This is a genomic window from Mesorhizobium sp. M0045 (genome assembly GCF_040323385.1).
Lineage (GTDB): Bacteria > Pseudomonadota > Alphaproteobacteria > Rhizobiales > Rhizobiaceae > Mesorhizobium.
Genome location: NZ_JAMYUY010000006.1, coordinates 224,304 through 243,633, shown reverse-complemented (window position 1 = coordinate 243,633; position 19,330 = coordinate 224,304). Strand labels below are relative to the sequence as shown.

Here is a 19,330-nt window from a genome sequence, read left to right as displayed (position 1 = left end):
GAACTACGCCTTGCCGGGAACGGTCCTGATCACCGTGCCCCACGGATCCTCGCGGGTCGTTGCATCAGCCACATTGTCCGAACGCATCTCGACCCAGGCCAAGCCGGAGCGGGCGGGATCGCGGCGACCGGCGCTCGCGCTCTGCCACGCATTTGCGCCAATGTGGTGATGATAGCCGCCGGACGACAGGAACACCGCCGCGCCACCGTATTTTGCCACGGTGTCGAAACCGAACTCCTGATGCCACCATGCTTCGGCTTCTTCCGGCCGGCCGACCCGCAGATGGACGTGGCCGATAATGCTGTTTTCCGGCGCGCCCTGCCAGCCGACGTCACCGGCCGGCACTTCGGCAATGACCGACGGAATGTTCAGCCGCTCCGTCGCCATCGCGATCTTGTCGCCATTCCATTTCCAATCCTGGGGGCGGCGGTCGGCATAGATCTCGATGCCGTTGCCTTCCGGGTCGGTAAGATAAAGCGCCTCGCTGACCAGATGATCGGACGCGCCCTCGATGCCAATCTTGCCCGCGATGGCGTGGTTGATCCAGCGGCCGAGATCGACCCGGCTAGGGAGCAGGAAGGCGGTGTGGAAAAGACCGGCGCTGCGCGGGTCATCGGGTTTCGCAGCCGGATCCGCTTCGATGTCGAGCAAAGGGCGATTGACTGCGCCGAGCGTAATCGTGCCGCCGGCGCGGCTCAGTTCCTGTAAACCGACGACTTTGCGATAGTAGGCAGCGAGATTTTCTGCATCGCGCGCCCGCAAGCCGACGCGGGCAACGCTGACCGGGGTCGTTGCGGCAAAAGGCAGTTCGCTCATCAAAGTGCTCCGTTCAGCCGGCGCTCGACAAGCTTCCAACGGAGGAACCCGGCGCCATCGATCATTCTACGCCGTGTCCGTGCCAAAATCTCGGAACAGCCATTCTTTCCTGGCGACAGATCGTCGATCGCTATCGTTCACACAAGAGCGCAAGAAGCGAACAAGGTGTTCACAATGGCGAGCAGACCGGGCTCATGAGAGGTGCGTTTGCATGTCGCTGTTGAGTTTATACCCGGTTGCACCCGACAGCGCCTCTCGCTACATGCGCGCCATGAAAGTCAGGGAAGCAGATATTCTCATCGTGCCGGGCTACACCAATTCCGGCCCCGATCATTGGCAGAGCCGCTGGCAGTCGAAACTATCGACAGCGCGCCGCGTCGAACAGACGGAATGGTCGAAGCCGGTGCGCGAGGATTGGACGGCCGGTGTCGCCAAGGCGGTTAACGAGGCCGAGCGGCCGGTCGTCATTGTCGCTCACTCGCTTGGCGTCGCCGCGGTCATCCAGGCATTGTCTCGGTTCGAGCGACCGGTCGCCGGCGCTTTCTTCGTGGCGCCGCCCGATGTCGCCAATCCAAAGATAAAGCCGAGGCACCTGATGACCTTCGGTCCCTATCCGCGCGATCCTCTGCCATTTCCGTCGGTGGTGATCGCCAGCCGCAACGACCCGTTCTGCGCCTTTGGCGTCGCCGAGGACATTGCCGCGGCCTGGGGCTCGCTATTCATCGACGCCGGCGATGCCGGTCATCTCAACGCGGATTCCGGCTTCGGCCCCTGGCCCGAAGGTTCGATGACGTTCGCGAAATTCCTGACGGATCTCTAGGAAGCGATCGAATCCCTGACGCTGCTCAGCAGAGTCTTTGCCCCAAGCGAAATCAGCGAATGCTCCGAACCCATCGCCAGCAGCCGGTAACCCATCGACACCACACGACCGGCAATGGCCGGTTCCATCACATAGATCGCCGCATGCTTGCCGGCCTTGCGGGTGCGCTCGGCGATCGAGGCGACGGTCTCCATCATGCTCTCCAGCGTCGAACTGACGGTGGTCCCCTTCGACCAGGCGATCGAGAAATCCGACGGGCCGAGGAAGATCCCGTCGATACCCGGCGTGTCGAGGATGCCGTCGAGTGCATCAAGCGCGGCGCGCGTTTCGACCATGGCGAACGCCATGGTGCGCTGGTTGCTGTCGCGCAGCCAGTCCGCATGATCGCCCTTGTCGTGGCGCGGAAAGGCATAGGTGGGGCCCCAGGAGCGCTCGCCGAGCGGCGGGTATTTCATGGCGGCGGCAAACAGCCTTGCGTCCGCCACTGAATTCACCATCGGCGCAATCACAGCCTCGGCGCCGAAGTCGAGCGCGCGGCTGGCCATGTCGAAGCGGCCGACCGGGATGCGCACCAAAGCCGGCTTGTTGGCGGCCAGCACCGGTACAAGCCCGCGTAGCACGCTGTCCTCGTGATGGCCACCATGCTGCATGTCGAGCGTAACCGCGTCGAATCCTTGTCTGGCCAGTATCTCGACCGTCAAAGCATCCGGCACGCCTGACCATGCGGTGAACAGTGTCTCGTCGGCCGCAAGGCGTGACTTCAGGGACATTGGCGATTTCCTCTTTGGTTGCAACAATTCAGCCGGAAATGACCGCAAAGGCAAAGAAAAACCGCCCGGTTGGGCCGAGCGGTCGATTGGTCCAGCATTCGATCGGTATCGAAAAGGGTCAGGTGTTCTTGATCTGCTCGATCGCCTGCGCCATCAATTCATCCATGGTGCGGCGGATCTGATGGTCCGATTGGTCAATGCCGGCCGCATCAAAATCCTTGCGTATCTTGCGGAAAACGTCGTGATCGCCGGCTTCCTCAATGTCGCTGACGACCACTTCCCTGGCATAAGCGTCGGCATCGGTGCCTGACTTGCCGAGCTTTTCGGCAGCCCACAGGCCGAGCGCTCTGTTGCGGCGTGCCGCGGCCTTGAACCGAAGTTCCTCGTCGAATGCGAATTTGCGCTCAAAGCCCTCTTCGCGGTCTTTCATGCTGCTCATGGCATCCCTCCGTGAAATCCGATTCGTCGTGCCAATATGTGTTGCCGGAGCACAAACCAAAAGGGCGCCGGCCGGTCAATATGCTACATTGCTTGCTGCGCTGCGGCATTTCGGTCCCCGAAAGCGGTTGATTGGAAGGATTTGCCGATTGAGCAAACAGTGCGATTGGGATAGACACCGGCATTGAACCCCACCGTCGCCATCTTATTTTAGGCAGACGGACAGGAACTGGTCGCTTGCCGCCTGCCCGCAAATCCAGAGAAAAATCAGATGAAAAATCGCCGCCGCATTTATGAAGGCAAGGCCAAGATCCTTTATGAGGGACCGGAGCCTGGCACGCTGATCCAGTTCTTCAAGGACGACGCTACCGCTTTCAACAAGAAGAAGCATGAAATCGTCGATGGCAAAGGCGTGCTCAACAACCGCATTTCCGAGCACATCTTCAATCATCTCAACCGGATGGGCATTCCGACCCACTTCATCCGCCGGCTCAACATGCGTGAACAGCTGATCAAGGAAGTCGAGATCATTCCACTCGAAGTGGTGGTGCGCAACGTCGCCGCCGGCTCGCTGGCCAAGCGTCTCGGCATCGAGGAAGGCACCGTGCTGCCGCGCTCGATCATCGAATTCTATTACAAGGCCGATGCGCTCGACGATCCGATGGTCTCGGAAGAGCACATCACCGCCTTCGGCTGGGCGAGCCCGCAGGAGATCGACGATGTCATGGCGCTGGCCATTCGCGTCAACGACTTCCTTTCCGGACTGTTCATGGGCGTCGGCATCCAGCTCGTCGATTTCAAAATCGAATGCGGCCGCCTGTTCGAAGGCGACATGATGCGCATCGTCGTCGCCGACGAGATTTCGCCGGATTCCTGCCGGCTGTGGGATGTGGCGACGCAGGACAAGCTCGACAAGGATCGTTTCCGCCGCGACATGGGCGGGCTGGTCGAAGCCTATCAGGAAGTTGCCCGCCGCCTCGGCATCATGAACGAGAACGAACCGCCGCGTCCGGCCGGGCCGGTGCTGGTCGCATCGACCGACGGCGTCAAAGGCAAGCCGCACTGATGGCTTGCCCGCTCAACAGGTGAACAGGAGCATGTCCAGCGTGATCAAGGCCCGCATTACCGTAACCCTCAAGAACGGCGTGCTAGACCCACAAGGCAAGGCAATCGAGCATGCGCTGTCCGCAATGGGTTTCGGCGGCGTCGGCCAGGTGCGGCAAGGCAAGGTTTTCGATGTCGAGCTTGCCGAGGGCGACAGGGCCAAGGCCGAGGCCGATCTGAAAGCCATGTGCGACAAGCTTCTGGCGAATACGGTGATTGAGAATTACGCGGTGGAGATCGCCTGAGGTGAAATCAGCCGTCGTCCTGCTCCCCGGCCTCAATCGCGACCGCGACATGATCGCGGCGCTGACCAAGATTTCCGGCACGCCGCCGGTCACCGTCTGGCAGACGGACACCGAAATTCCCGATGTCGACCTGATCGCCATTCCCGGCGGCTTTTCCTTTGGCGATTATCTGCGCTGCGGCGCCATTGCCGCGCGCATGCCGGTACTGCGGGCTGTCGCCGAAAAGGCAGCCAAGGGCGTCATGGTCATCGGCGTCTGCAATGGCTTCCAGATCCTGGTCGAGGCCGGCCTGCTGCCGGGCGCTTTGATGCGCAACACCTCGCTGAAATTCGTCTGCCGCCAGGTGAAGCTGCAGATCGCCAATGCCAACACGATGTTCACCCGCCGCTACCAGCCGGGCCAGATCATCCGCGCGCCGGTGGCGCACCATGACGGCAATTATTTTGCCGACGCCGAAACTTTGGCCCGCCTCGAAGGCGAAGGCCAGGTGGTGTTCCGCTATGCCGAAGGCACCAATCCCAACGGCTCGATCAACGACATTGCCGGCATCGTTAACGGCCGCGGCAACGTGCTCGGCCTGATGCCGCATCCCGAGAACCTGATCGAAGTGGCGCATGGCGGCAGCGACGGCCGGGCGCTGTTCGAAAGCGCCTTGGGCATCGCCGCTTGATGCCTTCAATTTTCCTCCTGGAGCGACGGTCATGAAACTCTATTCGCGGCCGTTGTCGCCCTATTCGTCGATCGTGCGGGCGCTGGCCTACATCAAGAACGTGCCGCTGAAGGTCATTGCACCGCCGCCTGGGTTTCCCATCCCCGAGGCATTTCGTGCCATCTCGCCGCTGAACCGGATTCCGGTGCTGATCACCGGCTCGGGCGAAACGATCGTCGAATCGGTGGTGATTGCCGAATATCTGGAGGAGCGCTTTCCCGAGCCAGCGCTGCTGCCCAAGGATTCGAAGGACCGGGCACTGGTGCGCATGTTCGCTCGCATCACCGACCTTGACGTGCTCGCCCCCACCATGAAGCTGTTTGAGCTCTATTTCGTGCCGCAGCGCAACGAGGCCGAGATCAAGGCACAGTTCGCCCGACTGCATCACGGGCTTGCGGCAATCGAGGCCCGCATGGCGCATGGCCCGTTTGCACTCGGCGACGACATCTCATTCGCCGATGCGTGGCTGACGCCGACCCGCTTCGTCTTCAACAATTTTAGGGCGACGATCGGCCGCCCCGACCTGCTTGATGCCTATCCGAAATTCGATGCCTATGAGCAAATCGCCTTGCAGCATCCGGCGCTGTCGCGCGTCTGGGGTGAGATGACAGACGGTCTGAAGATCTTTCTGTCCGAACTCGAGATGGGCGCCGCTTGACCATGCGATCGACACTGGCCCGCCTCGCCCTCGCCGCTTCCGCCGGTCTTGTACTCGCCTCCTGCCAGTCAGGCCCGAAGAGCACGCCAGCGCCGGCGGGCAAGAGCGCGTCACTGCTTGCCATGGAGCAGGTGGCAATAGCTGCCCACAAATGCTGGATCGCCAGCAAGGACCCTGCGTTCAAATCCTACCAGATGGCCAACGAACTGAATTCGTTCAGCGGCACGCCGCGCTTCCTGCTGGTGCCGGCCAAACACTATGGCGGAAAGCCGTTGCTGGTCGTGCAGGCGCAAGGCAATTCGAGCCGCGTCGACGTGTTCGGCCCATTGATGTCGGAACCGCTCGGCGCCCGCATCGGCTCGGACATTGCCCGCTGGCAGGCGGGCAATCCGGCCTGCGCTGCTGCTGCCTAGCCCAATGGGTCGCTTGCTGCAGATCACCGGTCTGGTCGTCGGCCTGGCCGGGCTCGTCCTGCAGCTCTGCATCACCGTCCCGGCATCAATGGAAGCCGGCCGCGGCTTTGTCGGCTCGCTGGTCTTCTATTTCAGCTTCTTCACCATCCTGACCAATATCGGCGCGGTGCTCGTCCATGCCTCGTTGCTGTCGTCAGCGGGTTATGCCTGGTTTCCGGCTTTTGCCGCCCCACGGATGCGGGCGGGCGTAGCCGTCGCCATAACGCTGGTTCTCATCGTTTATGCAACGGTCTTGGCGCAGCTTTGGCAGCCGCGAGGGCTGTTCCTGCTCTGCGATGTGCTCTTGCACTATGTGACGCCGGTGTTGTTCGTGCTGTGGTGGCTTGTGGCGGGCGCCGACGGCTCGACGCGGTGGCGTGACATCTCCTGGTGGATGATTTATCCGATCGCGTATCTGGCCTACGCGCTGCTGCGGGCGCCGATTGCCGGTGAAGTGCCCTACCCGTTCCTAGATCTCGCCAAGAACGGCGCGACCAGCGTCGCCGTCTCGGCCGTGGCCATCACGGGGCTTTTTCTCGTGCTATGTATTGTGGCGGTGCTTGTGACCGTGGCGTCGCGCGGCTCAGGACGGCGAGCGTCCGCTGAAGCGCTCGAACGCATCAGTCCCAGAACGGCCTCAGACCTTCACGATGGGCATCGCAGCGCGAGATACCGATGTCCTTGAGCTGATCGTCGGTCATCTCGAGCAGGACCAGCCGACTGCGCCGGCGCTCCAGCAGACCGTCGATCCATCGGACGAATGACGTGACCACTTGCGCGATCCGGCGAACATAGGATCTCCGGCCCGACGAGCGGCTTCCGGTCAATTCAACTGCCGCGTAGCGGATTGTCTCTATTGCGCCCATTGTCTTTCTGCCAAGATTGCAATTGTGCCTTTCGTGCGGCCCGCTTCATATGTATTGACTCTCATTTCGGTGCAATGTAAAAAATTGTCACCATGACAAGTTGGCTTCCAGACCTGACCGCCCGCACCGGCCCGCTCTATCAGCGGCTTGCCGATTCCATCGAGACGGACATCGACCGCGGCCTGATCGGTGCAGGGGCAAAGCTGCCGCCGCAGCGCGATCTGGCATACGACATCGGCACGACCGTCGGCACGGTCGGCAGGGCCTATCAATTGCTGCGCGAGCGGGGATTGGTCAGCGGCGAGGTCGGCCGCGGAACCTACGTTATCGCTCAACAGTCGGAGAGCGCAAAGCCGGATTTCCTAGGGCCGGTCGAACAAGGCACACGCTATATGGATGCGCCCGGCGACAAGCTGCGCTTCGATAGCACGGCCGCACCGGATGTCGGCCAGGGTGCCATCGTCGCCGACGTGTTGACACGCACGGCGCAAGACCATCCGCATGAGATTTCAAGCTATACTCGTGATTTCCCGGACCGCTGGTTGGAAGCGGGCAGGCGCTGGCTGTCGCGCAATTCCTATCGCCCGGCGGCGGATGCAATCGTTCCCACGCTCGGCACCCACGCCGCGGTGATGGCAACCATTGCGGGACTCACCGCCCCAGGCGACTATGTCGTCTTCGAGCACCTCACCTATTCGCAGATCTCCCGCAGTGCCGGCCTGATCGGTCGCCGGACCGCACTGGTGGCGGCTGACGACGAGGGCATAGATCCCCAGGATTTCGAGCGCGTCTGCGCACAAAAGCATCCGAAGATGATGTTTTTGATGCCGACGGCCAAGAACCCGACGCTGACAACGCTGTCGGCATCGCGCCGCGAAGCAATCGCGCATGTCGCCCGTCAATATAACGTCGTCCTGATCGAGGACGATCTCTATGGCGGACTGACCGATGACCCAACGCCTTTAATGGCCGAATATGCTCCCGAACGGACCATCGTTGCCGGCGGCCTGTCGAAATCGGTCGCGGCGGGTGTTCGCGGCGGTTGGCTCGCTTGCCCGCCGGCCTACCGTCACCGCATCCGGGTCGCCCATAAGATGATGACGGGCGGCCTGCCCTTTCTGCTGGCGGAGGTGGGCAGCCGGCTGGTGCTGTCCGGTCAGGCCGCCGAGATGCGCAAGCGCAGCATTGCCGAGATCGGTGCGCGCATCGCGATCGTGCGCGAGACACTCGACGGCTTCGACTTCCAGGCGCTGGACAATGTGCCGTTCGTCTGGCTCACTTTGCCCGACCCGTGGCTGTCCGGCACTTTCAAACAGGCTTGCCTCGAACATAGCGTGCTCATCGACGACGAGGATGAGTTCAAGGCAGGGCGTTCCGAACAGGCCTTTCACGGCGTGCGGTTTGGCATCTCGCAGCCGCGACAGCGGGACGATATCGCGCACGGCGTCGCGGTGATCCGGCGGCTTCTGGACGAGGGCCGCGCCGGCTACGACAGCTTTTCCTGAACCGGCTTGAAACCGGCGGGTCGAGTGGCGATCTTTCGCTACTTGCCGTCAGCTGTTGCTTTCCATCGTTTTAGTCATCCGACGGGGTGTATCGGCTGCAAAGCTTGCGATAAGACGAGACTCGATCCCGAGGACACAATTGCCGATCATGACCATTTCCAATTCCGTGCCGATCACTCCTGAACTCATTGCCGCGCACGGGCTGAAGCCCGACGAGTACCAGCGCATCCTCGACCTGGTCGGGCGCGAACCGAGCTTTACCGAACTTGGTATTTTTTCGGCTATGTGGAACGAGCATTGTTCCTACAAATCCTCGAAGAAGTGGCTGCGCACGCTGCCGACCACCGGGCCGCAAGTCATCCAGGGCCCGGGCGAGAATGCCGGTGTGGTCGACATCGGCGACGGCGACTGCGTCGTCTTCAAGATGGAGAGCCATAACCACCCCTCCTATATCGAGCCTTATCAGGGAGCTGCGACCGGCGTCGGCGGCATCCTGCGCGATGTCTTCACCATGGGCGCGCGGCCGATCGCGGCGATGAACGCGCTGCGCTTCGGCGCGCCGGATCATCCCAAAACCAGGCACCTCGTTGCCGGCGTCGTTTCTGGCGTCGGCGGCTATGGCAATTCCTTCGGCGTGCCGACGGTCGGCGGCGAGGTCAATTTCGACGCCCGCTACAATAGCAACATCCTGGTCAATGCGTTTGCCGCGGGCCTCGCGAAGACAGACGCAATCTTTCTGTCCGAGGCCAAGGGCGTCGGCCTGCCGGTGGTCTATCTCGGCGCCAAGACCGGCCGCGACGGCGTCGGCGGCGCCACCATGGCTTCGGCTGAGTTCGACGACAAGATCGACGAGAAGCGCCCCACCGTGCAGGTTGGCGATCCGTTCACCGAAAAATGCCTGCTCGAAGCCTGCCTCGAACTGATGGCGTCCGGCGCCGTTATCGCCATCCAGGATATGGGTGCGGCCGGCCTCACCTGCTCGGCGGTCGAGATGGGCGCCAAGGGCGACCTCGGCATCGAGCTCGATCTCGACAAGGTGCCGGTGCGTGAAGAGCGCATGAGCGCCTATGAGATGATGCTTTCGGAGAGCCAGGAGCGCATGCTGATGGTGCTGCGCCCCGAAAAGGAAAAACAGGCCGAGGCGATCTTCCACAAATGGGGCCTAGACTTTGCCATCGTCGGCAAGACCACCGACGATCTGCGCTTCCGCGTGCTGCACCAGGGCGATGAAGTCGCCAATCTGCCGATCAAGGATCTCGGCGACCAGGCGCCGGAATATGACCGTCCCTGGGTCGAACCGAAGAAGCCGGCGCCGCTGGTCGGCGATGCACCTCAAGCCGATGTGGCCGACGCACTGCTCAAGCTGCTGGGGGGACCGGACCTTTCCTCGCGCCGCTGGGTGTGGGAGCAGTACGACACGCTGATCCAGGGCAATTCGCTGCAGCTTCCCGGCGGCGACGCCGGTGTCGTGCGCGTCGATGGCCACCCGACCAAGGCGCTCGCCTTCTCCTCCGACGTGACGCCGCGCTATTGCGAGGCCGACCCTTACGAGGGCGGCAAGCAGGCCGTTGCCGAATGCTGGCGCAATCTTACCGCCACCGGCGCTCTGCCGCTCGCGGCCACCGACAACCTCAATTTCGGCAATCCGGAACGGCCGGAGATCATGGGCCAGCTGGTTGGTGCCGTGAAAGGCATCGGCGATGCCTGCCGGGCGCTTGGCTTTCCGATCGTCTCCGGCAACGTCTCCCTCTACAATGAGACCAACGGCCAAGGCATCCTGCCGACACCAACCATCGGCGGCGTCGGGCTGATTGCCGACTGGTCGAAAATGGTGCGGATCGGCTTTGCCGCCGAAGGCCAGATGATCGTGCTGGTCGGCGCGCCGACCATGTGGGGCAGGCATCTTGGCCAGTCCGCCTATATGCGCGACATCCATGGCCGCGCCGACGGCCCGCCGCCGCCGGTCGATCTCGACCACGAGAAGCGGGTCGGCGACCATGTGCGGGCGCTGATCGGCTCCGGTGTCGTCAGCGCGGCGCATGACGTTTCCGACGGCGGCATCGCGGTGGCGCTGGCCGAGATGGCGATGGCCTCCGGCATCGGCGCGACCATTCCCGGCCTGATCGGTACGGATCCGATCCCCGTCTGGTTCGGCGAGGATCAGGGCCGCTACCTGCTGACGCTGTCGATCGATCCGCAGAGCGAGGAATGGGACGCCATTCGCGAACAACAAAGCAAACTCGGCATTTTTGCACCGTGGATCGGCTCGACCGGCGGCAGCGAATTGAAGCTGGGCGAGGCGCGTGCGATACCGGTCAGCGAATTGACCGCCGCCCACGAATCCTGGTTCCCTCGCTTCATGGCAAATGAGGTCGTGGACCCGTGATGTGATCAAGCGGGGCCGTTTCGGTGTGGTTCATCCGCCTTTTCGACCATATATGAGATCACGACCTGAACAAGGAATCCTCATATGGCAATGGACGCCCACGACATCGAACGGCTGATCAAGGAAGGCATTCCGGACGCCAAGGTGACCATTCGCGACCTGGCCGGCGACGGCGACCATTATGCGGCTGAGGTTGTGGCCGAAAGCTTTCGCGGGAAAAGCCGCGTCCAGCAGCACCAGATGGTCTATGACGCGCTGAAGGGCAACATGGGCGGCGTGCTGCACGCGCTTGCCCTGCAGACCAGCGTGCCGGACTGAGCTCTCTTGCAGTTACCGGCTCGCAAGCTTCTTACCGGTCACGGCGATGATCGGCCCGGCTGGATAGTTTCCACCCACAATCATCCGCTCGCCGTTCGACAGCGCCGAAACGGCCCCGTCGAAGAAAAGCGCGCTGGGACAATCGAGCGCGTCTCGAAACAGTCGGGCGAAGCTGCCGAGGCTGACCTCAGAGCGCGAGATCGCCAGCACGACAGTGTTTTCGTCACGCACGCCGACGCCATTGCGGATATAGCGCGATGTGCCGTTTTGCTCGAAGCGGGGATGAAGCCGGCCGTCGATCACCAGCATCGGGCCGGATTGCGTGGCAAACATCACGTCCAGTCTGGTCGCAACATAGGCGCTTGTCTCGATGACCGCCGCCTTGCCATCCTTCCGGACCAGGAAGACGCCGTTCGGTTTCAGGAAGAAATTGCCTTCGCTGTCGGCGAGGTTGATCGGCGCCTTCTCCCGGCCGTCCTCGACGAGAAGGCCGACCGGAGTCAGGTCTTGGTGATACATGCCGGCGTTCATGGCGAGCAGCACCGGCCGGCCCTGATCCGCCATCGCCTTGTCGAATTTGTCCAGTGAACCGAAAGCCTTGCCGTCAATGCCTGCGTGGAACACACCGATGTCATAGCGGCGCAGATCGATTTCGCAGACGACATAGGCGACCGCCTCGAAGCTCGCGTCGCGGCACGGCGCCGGTAATCCACCGCCGACGACGAGAGGTGGCTGCCTCGGCGACTTGGCCCACCAGATCAAGGACAGTGCGGCGAACAGAACGGCGAGGACGACCCCGGCGAGATACCGTCTTTTCATCACGCCTCGGGACAAATGGTGGCCAACGGCTTGGCCCAAGATCAGACCTTCCTTTGCGCCATTTGCATGGCAAGGCGGCAAACATCTTGTTTCGCGCAACCCATGGGTTTATTTGAAGGGTAATGTTCGAGCCTGACTCCCACAGGCATGAAAGGGTATTCCATGAGCGGCATCAACGATTACATTGACAATGAGGTGAAGGGCAACGACGTCGTTCTCTTCATGAAGGGCACCCCCGGCTTTCCGCAATGCGGATTTTCCGGCCAGGTCGTGCAGATCCTCGACTATATCGGCGCCGACTATAAGGGCGTCGACGTGCTGACGTCGGCCGAACTGCGGCAAGGCATCAAGGACTACTCCAACTGGCCAACCATCCCGCAGCTCTACGTCAAGGGCGAGTTCGTCGGCGGCTGCGACATCATCCGCGAGATGTTCCAGGCGGGCGAATTGCAGACCTTCCTCGTCGAAAAAGGCGTCAGCGTCAAAGGCGCCGCCTGACTTCTGTTTCTGCGTATGACCTTCCGACTGCGATTTTCGGGGGTCAAGCGATAAGCGCCGGGGCAGCCCCCACCTTGGCAAAAAGTTCTGCCCGACATCGGGGCAATCAACGAATGGATGCGTCGGCCAGCCGGCGCATTTTCGTTGAGGATCGGACTGGCCGTGGATCAGCAAGCACAAGCGCAGCAAAAGGCAAGCACCTTGCCCATTCCGCGCTGGGAATTCATTGCGCTGTGCGCGGCGCTGATGGCGCTCAATTCGCTGGCCATCGACATTATTTTGCCGGCGCTGCAGCAGATCGGCGCTTCGCTTGGCGTCGAAAATGAAAACCACCGGCAATATGTGGTCACCGCCTATATCCTTGGCTTTGGGGGCGGACAGCTGTTCTTCGGGCCGATCTCGGACCGTTTCGGGCGCCGCGCGCCTCTTGTCGCAGGGCTGGTGATCTACGTCGTCGCGGCCGGCGCTGCGGCAATCGCCCCGTCATTCGCCACGCTTCTGCTATGCCGGGCCGTGCAAGGCATCGGCGCGGCGGCGACGCGCGTCATTGCCGTCTCGATCGTGCGCGATACGTTCGACGGAAGGCGCATGGCCGAAGTCATGTCCTTGATCTTCATGGTGTTCATGGCCATTCCGGTGGTCGCGCCCGGTATCGGCCAGTTCATCATGCTGTTTGCGACCTGGCATGTGATCTTCGTCACCATGGCAGCCGGCGCGCTGATCGTGTCCGCCTGGTCGCTGCTGCGCCTGCCCGAGACATTACATCCCGAATATCGCCGGCCGCTGACGCTGTCCTCCATCATCGGCGGCTTCCGCATCGTTCTCACCAACCGCATCGCGCTCTGCTACGCCTTCGCCAGCACCTTCATCTTCGGCGCCATGTTCGGCTTCATCGCCTCGGCCCAGCAGATCTATGTCAGCGTGTTCAATGTCGGTGAGATGTTCCCGGTCATCTTCGCGGGGGTTGCCGGCGTGCTTGCGTTTTCGAACTACCTCAATTCGCGCCTCGTCGGCCGTATCGGCATGCGCCGCCTGTCGCAAAGCGCGCTGCTGCTGTTTCTGGCAATCAGCCTTGCCTGGCTGGTCGTTTCCATCGAAATGAAGATGCCGCTATGGCTCTTCATTGCCTTCTTTGCCTGCGCCATGGTCCCGTTCGGCGCGCTCGGCGCGAACTTCAACGCGCTCGCTATGGAGCCGCTGGGGCACCTGGCCGGCACTGCGTCGTCGATCCTTGGGTTCATGCAGACATTTCTTGGCGGCATTCTCGGCACGCTGATCGGCCAAGCCTTCAACGGCACGGTGACGCCGCTGGCCGCCGGGTTCTGCAGCGTGTCGGTGGCGGCGCTGCTGATGATCCTGCTGGCCGAGCGCGGCAGACTATTCCAGCCGCATAACCCGCCGGTTTAATGCACATTGCGCGTGCGCCTAGGATGCACCCTCATTGACCGCGGTGAAGCGAGGGAACAGCGTACGTCCTGCGATTGCTCCACCCATGCTGTCGGAAACGGGCAGTGGAAGAGCCTTGTCGAGCGCCTCGAGGACGGAAGCCACGAAGGCCCGGTTGAGCGGACCATCGTCCCCTAGATGGGAGAAAGTGGCGCGCGGCTTGCCAATAAGCGTGCCGTTTCGGCGAATTGAGAACTGCAGCGTCAGGGTCATGCCCGCGGTTCCGGGCGGCGGCTTCCAACAGGCGAAGATCGCGGAGAACATCTCGTCTATGGTGTCGACGGAGTCGGGACTGCGACATGCGCGTTCCCCAGCTCTTGCTTCATTGACACCGGCAACCAAGGCAAGGGCAAAGGCCGTTGCAACAATTGCGGACCGAGGTTTCATTCGAGATCTCCGGTTTCGCACAAGATTGGACACCTTTGGCAGCGAAGAGCTATTCCGCCCAGAGCTCGCGGCGCAGCTCCCGCCAGCTCTCACGGTCCGGCGCGACCAGCAGGCCACCCCCGACATGCGACGGCAGATAGGCGCTGCCGTCGAAGCGCGCGGCATGGCCGCCGGCCTCCGCATGGATCAGCACGCCGGCCAAGTGGTCCCAAGGCATCAGCTTGTTGTAGACGACGAAATGGCCGTGGCCGCTGGCCAGCAGGCGGTATTCGTGGGCGGCGCAGCGATAATTGAACTGCGATAGCGACTTGGTCTGGTTGCGCGCCAAACGTGAGCGGTCCGGCTCCGGCACATAGTGCCATGAGACCGCACCGGTCATTTCCGACATCGGCGCCGGTTTGGCGACATGGACCTTTTCCAGATTGCCATGGGCATGGCGGATATGGCTGCCGGCGCCACTAACGCCGATCAGCCAATCCTTGCCGACGGGATCGTGAATGATGCCGGCGACCGTCTCGCCCTTGACCACGACGCCAAGCATGACGCCGAACAGCGGCACGCCGGAGGCGAAGTTGAAAGTGCCGTCGACCGGGTCGATAACGAAGGCGAGTTCGGCATCGCCGAGACCGTCGAGCAGCGTCGGGTCGTCGGAGCAGGCCTCCTCGCCGACGATCATTGCGTGGGGATAACGCTGGCGCAGCATGGTGGTGATGAGCCGTTCGGCATTGACGTCGGCCTCGGTGACGAGATCGGCGGCCGAGGTCTTGCGACGGACGTCGCTCTCGCTCAACCGGCGAAAGCGCGGCATGATCTCGGCGACGGCGGCTTCCGACAGAAGGGCGGCAAGCCAGTCGACTGCGCTATCGTCAAATGTCATCGGGACGCCTGGTGGTGAGGGTTTCGTTGAGGGCGGCGAAATCGAACAGTTTCCTGTCGAGCAGATGCGAACGCCGCACATTGGTCATGGCGCGGATCATCGTGTCCTTGCGGCCGGGCATGCGCTTCTCGATGTCGTCGAGCATCGCCTTCATGGCGTTGCGCTGCAGACCTTCCTGGCTACCGCACAGATCGCACGGAATGATCGGGAATTTCATGGCGCCGGCGAATTTCTCGAGATCGGCTTCCGCACAATAGGCGAGCGGCCGCAGCACCATGACATCGCCTTCGTCATTGAGCAGCTTCGGCGGCATGGCGGCCAGGCGCCCGCCATGGAACAGGTTCATGAAGAAGGTTTCCAGTATGTCCTCGCGGTGGTGGCCGAGCACCAGCGCCGAGCAGCCCTCCTCGCGGGCAATGCGATAGAGATGGCCGCGCCGCAGCCGCGAGCACAGCGAGCAATAAGTGCTGCCCTCGGCCAGCTTGTCGGTGACCACCGAATAGGTGTCCTGATATTCGATGCGATGCGGAATGGCATAGCTGTCGAGATAATCGGGCAATATGTGCTTGGGAAAGTTCGGCTGGCCCTGGTCGAGATTGCAGGCCAACAGCTCGACCGGCAGCAGCCCGCGCCATTTGAGATCAAGCAGCACGGCAAGCAAGCCGTAGGAATCCTTGCCGCCCGACAGAGCGATCAGCCAACGGTCGCCGGGTCTCACCATGGCGAAATCGTCGATCGCCTGGCGGGCAAGCCGCAACAGCCGCTTGCGCAGCTTGTTGAACTCGACGGAGGACGGCACATCGGCAAACAGCGGATGAAAGCCGCCTTCGGCGTCGGCGATCGGGTCAAGCGTTTTGGCGTCTGGCTGCATGTTCACGGCGCGTCGGCCCTAAAGTCCTGTTGCCGCCCGCAGTAGCGCATCGGATCGAAAATCGAAATCGATTTCCGACTCACGTCCCTGAAAAGGACGAAGAAAGAAAAGGCCGCCTGGAGGGGCGGCCTTCGGTTGTGTCGTGGCGAACGCCGATCAGCGCGAATAGAATTCGACGACCAGATTCGGTTCCATCTGCACGGCAAACGGAACATCCGCCAAGCCGGGGATGCGCGTGAAAGTCGCGGTCATCTTGTTGTGGTCGGCCTCGATGTAATCGGGCACGTCGCGCTCGGCCAGGCCCACCGATTCCAGCACGATGACCAGCTGCTTCGACTTCTCGCGCACTTCGATGACATCGCCCGGCTTGCAACGGTACGAGCCGATGTTGACGCGCTTGCCATTGACGTTGACGTGGCCGTGATTGACGAACTGGCGCGCCGCAAAGATGGTCGGCACGAATTTGGAGCGGTAGACGACGGCGTCGAGGCGCGATTCGAGCAGGCCGATCAGGTTCTCCGAGGTGTCGCCCTTGCGGCGGTCCGCCTCTTCATAGACCTTGCGGAACTGCTTCTCCGAAACGTCGCCATAGTGGCCCTTCAGCTTCTGCTTGGCGCGCAGCTGCAGGCCGAAATCGGAAAGCTTGCCCTTGCGGCGCTGGCCATGCTGGCCGGGGCCGTATTCACGCTTGTTGACTGGGGACTTCGGGCGGCCCCAGATGTTTTCGCCAAGACGGCGGTCGATCTTGTACTTCGCGGATTCGCGCTTGCTCATCGCATTCCCTTTCAAAACAACGCACCCGGAACCTTATGGTCCGGGTGAAGGAAACGCGCCCTCCTCTGGCCTCCGTTTTCGAGACCTGACAGGGTTTTCGACGCAACGCGACGGAAAACCCACGGGACACGTCATTTCAAACAAGACATAGGGAAAGTAAAACCGGCTTCCCCAAACGTCTTGCACACATAAAGAAAACCACCGGGCATTGCGGCCCGGTGTTGATGGGCTGGTTAAACGGAGATTTAACCGCTGTCAAGCTTCTGGCTGGCGCGAGTCGCCGAACCGGATAGTGTTACGGTTGTAGAACGTGCCGGATGTGGCGGGAGGTTGCGCCAGCGGCATCAGGAAGGGACTGAAGTCAGAGGAGCAGGAATTCGCATGAAGAAGTTCTTCCTTACGTTGGTGGGAGCCGCGGTGATGGCCGGCACGATGGCGGTTGTGCCCGAGCCAGCGCAGGCCCGGCATTGGCATGGGCACAGGCATCACCAGGTCTGCCGCATCGTGGTCAAGAAGAAGGTGGTGTGGCGCCACGGTCATCGCAAGGTCATCCGCTACAAAGTGCGGCGCTGCGGGTGGGGCTGGAACTGGTAATTTTCGCCCTCGCCCGTTGAGACGTCATGGCCTGCGGCTCAGCCGCGGGCCTTTTATTGACCGGCATCCGCCGCCAGAATGGTCAGTCGATCAGTGTTTCGACTTCTTTTCCGGCAGGCCTTTGCGCTTGGTCTCGGCGAACTCCTCGAGCTGTTTTTCGCTCATGGATTTATACATTCCCTTCGACGCACCTTTGAGCGCGCCCTTCTTGGTCTCGCCGCGCTTGGCTGACAATGCCGCGCCGGCCGCTTTCTGCTGGGCTTTTGAGGTGGCTGGCATGATGGTTTCTCCCGTTTCCGATGAGAGGAAAACGCATTGTCTGGTGTGATGTTCCCAAAGCGAAAATTGCTTGCGGTCAGGATATCGCCAGGCCAAATCCCTGCATCAGCCGGCGCGTCGGAAAATCGGCGCTGTTCGAGGTGAAGAACGCAAGGTCGGCCCCTTCCGGCAGTGCCTCTCTGCGATAAGCGGCCTCGGTATCGGCAAGCAGCGACAGCGCGCGGCGTGCGATCGCCTCGGCCGGGTCGAGCCAGTCGACCGGCCAAGGTGCTGTCTTGCGCATGCGGTTGGCCAAAAAAGGATAATGGGTGCAGGCAAGCACGACGATGTCGGTGCGCAGCCCGTCATGCTCAACGAAGCACGGCGCGATCTCGGCGCGCACGGCGTCCTCGTCGACAAAACCATCGCGCATATAGGCTTCGGCCAATCCAGCCAGCCTGTCGCTGCCGACCAGGCGGACGTGGCATTTCTGCGCCCATTTGCTGATCAGGTCGCGCGTGTACTGGCGCTTGACGGTGCCGGGCGTCGCCAGCACCGAAACGAGGCCTGAGCGCGTGCGTTCCGCCGCCGGCTTGATGGCCGGCACGGTGCCGACGAAAGGGTGGCCGGGAAACCGCTCGCGCAACGCATCGATGACCAGTGTCGAGGCGGTGTTGCAGGCGATGACCGAAATGGCCGGCGAAAACCGTTCGAGCAGCCTGGCGAACAACTCCAGAATATGTGTTCTCAGCGCCGTTTCCTCCCAGGCGCCGAAGGGGAACGCCGCGTCGTCGGCGACATAGATGAAGCGGCGGTCAGGCATCAGGACGCGCGCCTCACGCAGCACGGTGAGGCCGCCAATGCCGGAATCGAACATCAGGATCGGACGGGCGCTCGACGGATCGGTCATGGTCATTGAGTCACTAAGGGCTGGGAATCACTAAGGGCTGGGGAATTACAAACGAGATCACGAGAGAAGGCCGGCCTATGCATTTTGCTTCGGCCAATGATGCTTTGTCCCGGCCGCTTCTATGTGGAACCATCATGGCCTTGATGCGGCGAGACAGGTCACACAAGGCCCCGCTTGCCGAAGCCGCCGGCCCGCGGCCGGCCGGTTGCCGGAGATGCAGGTTGAGATGCAGCATGGTTCGACGGCACCGGCGCGGCGCGCATGGCGTAGGCTGGAGCCAGGGCCGTCACGCCCGCGGCTGACGCTGAATGGGGCGCCGCGGTGCGGCGCAGCGGCCCGGGCGGGTCGAAATCGTCGAAACTCAGGGATGATGCCATATCCGAAGAGCCACCGCCCGCCGGCCTGGCCGCCAAGATGACGGCCCACAGCCCGACAAGAGCTAATCCCAGCAGGTTAAGACCGGAATGCGAATCTTCGCCGTCGAATTTTACGACAAGAACAGTGCCGGCCTGCAGGATCGCGAACAGGGTCGAGAACACGATATACGACCAAAGGATCCAACCGGACCCTTGCGCGTCGCGGCTTCGACGCCAGGCGAAATTCGCGCGGAACAGAACGATCACCAGCGAGGCGACGAGAACGGCCGCGGCCAGCCCTTCCCTGGAAGGACCTGGTTTCGAATTGGCCAAGCCCTCGATGCCGATGGTCAGCACGACACACAGCACAAAGGTCGCGATTTCCGCAACCAGCAGAGCCACGGAATAGAAGAAAAAGCGAAGACGACCGATATTTGAGCTAAACATCCGAGA

At 62.1% G+C, this 19,330-nt stretch carries 25 protein-coding genes; 13 read left to right on the top strand and 12 right to left on the bottom strand.

Translation table 11 applies throughout. The annotated features are described in order from the left end of the window. Nucleotides 1–3: 3 nt before the first annotated feature. Nucleotides 4–816 (bottom strand): VOC family protein, encoded by an 813-nt coding sequence (locus NKJ72_RS12740; RefSeq protein ID WP_352477370.1) that lies wholly within the window; start codon nt 814–816, stop codon nt 4–6. Between the two features lie 271 nt (nt 817–1,087). On the opposite strand from NKJ72_RS12740, the gene NKJ72_RS12735 reads away from it, so the two are divergent. Continuing rightward, complete coding sequence (locus tag NKJ72_RS12735) at nt 1,088–1,636, top strand: RBBP9/YdeN family alpha/beta hydrolase (protein WP_352477510.1); 549 nt, start codon at nt 1,088–1,090, stop codon at nt 1,634–1,636. On the opposite strand, the gene NKJ72_RS12730 is transcribed toward NKJ72_RS12735, so the two are convergent. Both NKJ72_RS12730 and NKJ72_RS12725 read right to left on the bottom strand, forming a co-directional pair. Continuing rightward, nucleotides 1,633–2,406: an HpcH/HpaI aldolase family protein gene (locus NKJ72_RS12730; RefSeq protein WP_352477369.1), complete on the bottom strand. Its 774-nt coding sequence runs from the start codon at nt 2,404–2,406 to the stop codon at nt 1,633–1,635. The two genes, NKJ72_RS12735 and NKJ72_RS12730, sit on opposite strands and share 4 nt — an antisense overlap. A gap of 118 nt (nt 2,407–2,524) precedes the next feature. Beyond that, entirely contained in the window at nt 2,525–2,845 is a 321-nt protein-coding gene (locus tag NKJ72_RS12725; RefSeq protein ID WP_254817651.1) for a DUF1476 domain-containing protein, read from the bottom strand. A 270-nt stretch (nt 2,846–3,115) separates the two neighbouring features. On the opposite strand from NKJ72_RS12725, the gene purC reads away from it, so the two are divergent. The 6 genes from purC to NKJ72_RS12695 are packed head-to-tail and all read left to right on the top strand — an operon-like array spanning nt 3,116 to nt 6,697. Beyond that, a complete protein-coding gene (gene purC, locus NKJ72_RS12720; RefSeq protein ID WP_023674725.1) occupies nt 3,116–3,910 on the top strand; it encodes a phosphoribosylaminoimidazolesuccinocarboxamide synthase in 795 nt (264 codons plus the stop codon). Nucleotides 3,911–3,950: 40 nt separating this feature from the next. Beyond that, nucleotides 3,951–4,193 carry a phosphoribosylformylglycinamidine synthase subunit PurS gene (gene purS / locus NKJ72_RS12715; protein WP_352477508.1) on the top strand — a complete coding sequence of 81 codons (243 nt, stop codon included), beginning with the start codon at nt 3,951–3,953 and terminating at the stop codon, nt 4,191–4,193. A 1-nt stretch (nt 4,194) separates the two neighbouring features. Continuing rightward, entirely contained in the window at nt 4,195–4,863 is a 669-nt protein-coding gene (purQ, locus tag NKJ72_RS12710) for a phosphoribosylformylglycinamidine synthase subunit PurQ (RefSeq protein ID WP_352477368.1), read from the top strand. A gap of 31 nt (nt 4,864–4,894) precedes the next feature. Beyond that, nucleotides 4,895–5,560 (top strand): glutathione S-transferase family protein, encoded by a 666-nt coding sequence (locus NKJ72_RS12705; protein WP_352477367.1) that lies wholly within the window; start codon nt 4,895–4,897, stop codon nt 5,558–5,560. 2 nt (nt 5,561–5,562) lie between these two features. Continuing rightward, on the top strand, nt 5,563–5,973 hold the full coding sequence (locus tag NKJ72_RS12700) for a hypothetical protein (protein ID WP_352477366.1): 411 nt from the start codon (nt 5,563–5,565) through the stop codon (nt 5,971–5,973). A gap of 4 nt (nt 5,974–5,977) precedes the next feature. Next, nucleotides 5,978–6,697, top strand: a complete 720-nt coding sequence (locus NKJ72_RS12695) for a Pr6Pr family membrane protein (RefSeq protein ID WP_352477365.1) — start codon at nt 5,978–5,980, stop codon at nt 6,695–6,697. Here the strand turns inward: NKJ72_RS12695 and NKJ72_RS12690 are convergent. After that, nucleotides 6,633–6,878 carry a DUF1127 domain-containing protein gene (locus NKJ72_RS12690; RefSeq protein WP_352477364.1) on the bottom strand — a complete coding sequence of 82 codons (246 nt, stop codon included), beginning with the start codon at nt 6,876–6,878 and terminating at the stop codon, nt 6,633–6,635. The genes NKJ72_RS12695 and NKJ72_RS12690 overlap by 65 nt on opposite strands. A gap of 92 nt (nt 6,879–6,970) precedes the next feature. Here NKJ72_RS12690 and NKJ72_RS12685 point away from each other — a divergent pair, with 92 nt between their 5' ends. The 3 genes from NKJ72_RS12685 to NKJ72_RS12675 all read left to right on the top strand — a co-directional run bounded on the left by NKJ72_RS12685 (nt 6,971) and on the right by NKJ72_RS12675 (nt 11,087). Then, complete coding sequence (locus NKJ72_RS12685; protein ID WP_352477362.1) at nt 6,971–8,383, top strand: aminotransferase-like domain-containing protein; 1,413 nt, start codon at nt 6,971–6,973, stop codon at nt 8,381–8,383. Nucleotides 8,384–8,531: 148 nt separating this feature from the next. Beyond that, the gene (purL, locus tag NKJ72_RS12680; RefSeq protein ID WP_352477361.1) at nt 8,532–10,769 is read left to right on the top strand and encodes a phosphoribosylformylglycinamidine synthase subunit PurL; all 2,238 of its coding nucleotides are present in this window, start codon (nt 8,532–8,534) and stop codon (nt 10,767–10,769) included. An 84-nt stretch (nt 10,770–10,853) separates the two neighbouring features. Next, on the top strand, nt 10,854–11,087 hold the full coding sequence (locus tag NKJ72_RS12675; RefSeq protein WP_023674714.1) for a BolA/IbaG family iron-sulfur metabolism protein: 234 nt from the start codon (nt 10,854–10,856) through the stop codon (nt 11,085–11,087). A 12-nt stretch (nt 11,088–11,099) separates the two neighbouring features. Here NKJ72_RS12675 and NKJ72_RS12670 read toward each other — a convergent pair whose 3' ends face one another. Continuing rightward, nucleotides 11,100–11,906 carry a phosphodiester glycosidase family protein gene (locus NKJ72_RS12670; RefSeq protein ID WP_352477360.1) on the bottom strand — a complete coding sequence of 269 codons (807 nt, stop codon included), beginning with the start codon at nt 11,904–11,906 and terminating at the stop codon, nt 11,100–11,102. A 162-nt stretch (nt 11,907–12,068) separates the two neighbouring features. Here NKJ72_RS12670 and grxD point away from each other — a divergent pair, with 162 nt between their 5' ends. Both grxD and NKJ72_RS12660 read left to right on the top strand, forming a co-directional pair. Further along, on the top strand, nt 12,069–12,404 hold the full coding sequence (grxD, locus tag NKJ72_RS12665; protein WP_023674712.1) for a Grx4 family monothiol glutaredoxin: 336 nt from the start codon (nt 12,069–12,071) through the stop codon (nt 12,402–12,404). A gap of 207 nt (nt 12,405–12,611) precedes the next feature. After that, nucleotides 12,612–13,811, top strand: coding sequence for a multidrug effflux MFS transporter (locus tag NKJ72_RS12660; RefSeq protein ID WP_254817732.1), 1,200 nt, complete (start codon nt 12,612–12,614; stop codon nt 13,809–13,811). 18 nt (nt 13,812–13,829) lie between these two features. Here the strand turns inward: NKJ72_RS12660 and NKJ72_RS30965 are convergent, their stop codons facing one another. The 4 genes from NKJ72_RS30965 to rpsD all read right to left on the bottom strand — a co-directional run bounded on the left by NKJ72_RS30965 (nt 13,830) and on the right by rpsD (nt 16,759). After that, nucleotides 13,830–14,237, bottom strand: a complete 408-nt coding sequence (locus NKJ72_RS30965; RefSeq protein ID WP_502901846.1) for a UCP034077 family protein — start codon at nt 14,235–14,237, stop codon at nt 13,830–13,832. A 49-nt stretch (nt 14,238–14,286) separates the two neighbouring features. Then, nucleotides 14,287–15,114, bottom strand: a complete 828-nt coding sequence (locus NKJ72_RS12650) for an inositol monophosphatase family protein (protein ID WP_352477356.1) — start codon at nt 15,112–15,114, stop codon at nt 14,287–14,289. After that, the gene (ttcA, locus tag NKJ72_RS12645; protein WP_023674708.1) at nt 15,104–15,991 is read right to left on the bottom strand and encodes a tRNA 2-thiocytidine(32) synthetase TtcA; all 888 of its coding nucleotides are present in this window, start codon (nt 15,989–15,991) and stop codon (nt 15,104–15,106) included. Before ttcA ends, NKJ72_RS12650 begins: the two co-directional genes overlap by 11 nt. 150 nt (nt 15,992–16,141) lie before the next feature. Beyond that, the gene (rpsD, locus tag NKJ72_RS12640) at nt 16,142–16,759 is read right to left on the bottom strand and encodes a 30S ribosomal protein S4 (protein ID WP_254817640.1); all 618 of its coding nucleotides are present in this window, start codon (nt 16,757–16,759) and stop codon (nt 16,142–16,144) included. Between the two features lie 381 nt (nt 16,760–17,140). On the opposite strand from rpsD, the gene NKJ72_RS12635 reads away from it, so the two are divergent. Beyond that, entirely contained in the window at nt 17,141–17,353 is a 213-nt protein-coding gene (locus tag NKJ72_RS12635; protein WP_352477355.1) for a hypothetical protein, read from the top strand. Between the two features lie 90 nt (nt 17,354–17,443). Here NKJ72_RS12635 and NKJ72_RS12630 read toward each other — a convergent pair whose 3' ends face one another. The 3 genes from NKJ72_RS12630 to NKJ72_RS12620 all read right to left on the bottom strand — a co-directional run bounded on the left by NKJ72_RS12630 (nt 17,444) and on the right by NKJ72_RS12620 (nt 19,324). Beyond that, nucleotides 17,444–17,632: a DUF3008 family protein gene (locus NKJ72_RS12630; protein WP_023674705.1), complete on the bottom strand. Its 189-nt coding sequence runs from the start codon at nt 17,630–17,632 to the stop codon at nt 17,444–17,446. Nucleotides 17,633–17,708: 76 nt separating this feature from the next. Further along, the gene (gene murI / locus NKJ72_RS12625; protein ID WP_352477507.1) at nt 17,709–18,521 is read right to left on the bottom strand and encodes a glutamate racemase; all 813 of its coding nucleotides are present in this window, start codon (nt 18,519–18,521) and stop codon (nt 17,709–17,711) included. A gap of 158 nt (nt 18,522–18,679) precedes the next feature. Next, nucleotides 18,680–19,324, bottom strand: a complete 645-nt coding sequence (locus tag NKJ72_RS12620; protein WP_352477354.1) for a DUF805 domain-containing protein — start codon at nt 19,322–19,324, stop codon at nt 18,680–18,682. Nucleotides 19,325–19,330 lie beyond the last annotated feature (6 nt).

What these genes read in the sequence shown, in the direction of transcription:
- NKJ72_RS12635 (WP_352477355.1), top strand. Translation starts at nt 17,141, where the DNA reads ATGAAGAAGTTCTTCCTTACGTTGGTGGGAGCCGCGGTGATGGCCGGC.
- NKJ72_RS12730 (WP_352477369.1), bottom strand. Translation starts at nt 2,406, where the DNA reads ATGTCCCTGAAGTCACGCCTTGCGGCCGACGAGACACTGTTCACCGCA.
- rpsD (WP_254817640.1), bottom strand. Translation starts at nt 16,759, where the DNA reads ATGAGCAAGCGCGAATCCGCGAAGTACAAGATCGACCGCCGTCTTGGC.
- grxD (WP_023674712.1), top strand. Translation starts at nt 12,069, where the DNA reads ATGAGCGGCATCAACGATTACATTGACAATGAGGTGAAGGGCAACGAC.
- NKJ72_RS12700 (WP_352477366.1), top strand. Translation starts at nt 5,563, where the DNA reads ATGCGATCGACACTGGCCCGCCTCGCCCTCGCCGCTTCCGCCGGTCTT.
- murI (WP_352477507.1), bottom strand. Translation starts at nt 18,521, where the DNA reads ATGACCGATCCGTCGAGCGCCCGTCCGATCCTGATGTTCGATTCCGGC.
- NKJ72_RS12630 (WP_023674705.1), bottom strand. Translation starts at nt 17,632, where the DNA reads ATGCCAGCCACCTCAAAAGCCCAGCAGAAAGCGGCCGGCGCGGCATTG.
- purC (WP_023674725.1), top strand. Translation starts at nt 3,116, where the DNA reads ATGAAAAATCGCCGCCGCATTTATGAAGGCAAGGCCAAGATCCTTTAT.
- NKJ72_RS12690 (WP_352477364.1), bottom strand. Translation starts at nt 6,878, where the DNA reads ATGGGCGCAATAGAGACAATCCGCTACGCGGCAGTTGAATTGACCGGA.
- NKJ72_RS12705 (WP_352477367.1), top strand. Translation starts at nt 4,895, where the DNA reads ATGAAACTCTATTCGCGGCCGTTGTCGCCCTATTCGTCGATCGTGCGG.
- NKJ72_RS12740 (WP_352477370.1), bottom strand. Translation starts at nt 816, where the DNA reads ATGAGCGAACTGCCTTTTGCCGCAACGACCCCGGTCAGCGTTGCCCGC.
- NKJ72_RS12620 (WP_352477354.1), bottom strand. Translation starts at nt 19,324, where the DNA reads ATGTTTAGCTCAAATATCGGTCGTCTTCGCTTTTTCTTCTATTCCGTG.
- NKJ72_RS12685 (WP_352477362.1), top strand. Translation starts at nt 6,971, where the DNA reads ATGACAAGTTGGCTTCCAGACCTGACCGCCCGCACCGGCCCGCTCTAT.
- NKJ72_RS30965 (WP_502901846.1), bottom strand. Translation starts at nt 14,237, where the DNA reads ATGAAACCTCGGTCCGCAATTGTTGCAACGGCCTTTGCCCTTGCCTTG.
- NKJ72_RS12725 (WP_254817651.1), bottom strand. Translation starts at nt 2,845, where the DNA reads ATGAGCAGCATGAAAGACCGCGAAGAGGGCTTTGAGCGCAAATTCGCA.
- NKJ72_RS12650 (WP_352477356.1), bottom strand. Translation starts at nt 15,114, where the DNA reads ATGACATTTGACGATAGCGCAGTCGACTGGCTTGCCGCCCTTCTGTCG.
- NKJ72_RS12675 (WP_023674714.1), top strand. Translation starts at nt 10,854, where the DNA reads ATGGCAATGGACGCCCACGACATCGAACGGCTGATCAAGGAAGGCATT.
- NKJ72_RS12670 (WP_352477360.1), bottom strand. Translation starts at nt 11,906, where the DNA reads ATGAAAAGACGGTATCTCGCCGGGGTCGTCCTCGCCGTTCTGTTCGCC.
- NKJ72_RS12735 (WP_352477510.1), top strand. Translation starts at nt 1,088, where the DNA reads ATGAAAGTCAGGGAAGCAGATATTCTCATCGTGCCGGGCTACACCAAT.
- NKJ72_RS12695 (WP_352477365.1), top strand. Translation starts at nt 5,978, where the DNA reads ATGGGTCGCTTGCTGCAGATCACCGGTCTGGTCGTCGGCCTGGCCGGG.
- purL (WP_352477361.1), top strand. Translation starts at nt 8,532, where the DNA reads ATGACCATTTCCAATTCCGTGCCGATCACTCCTGAACTCATTGCCGCG.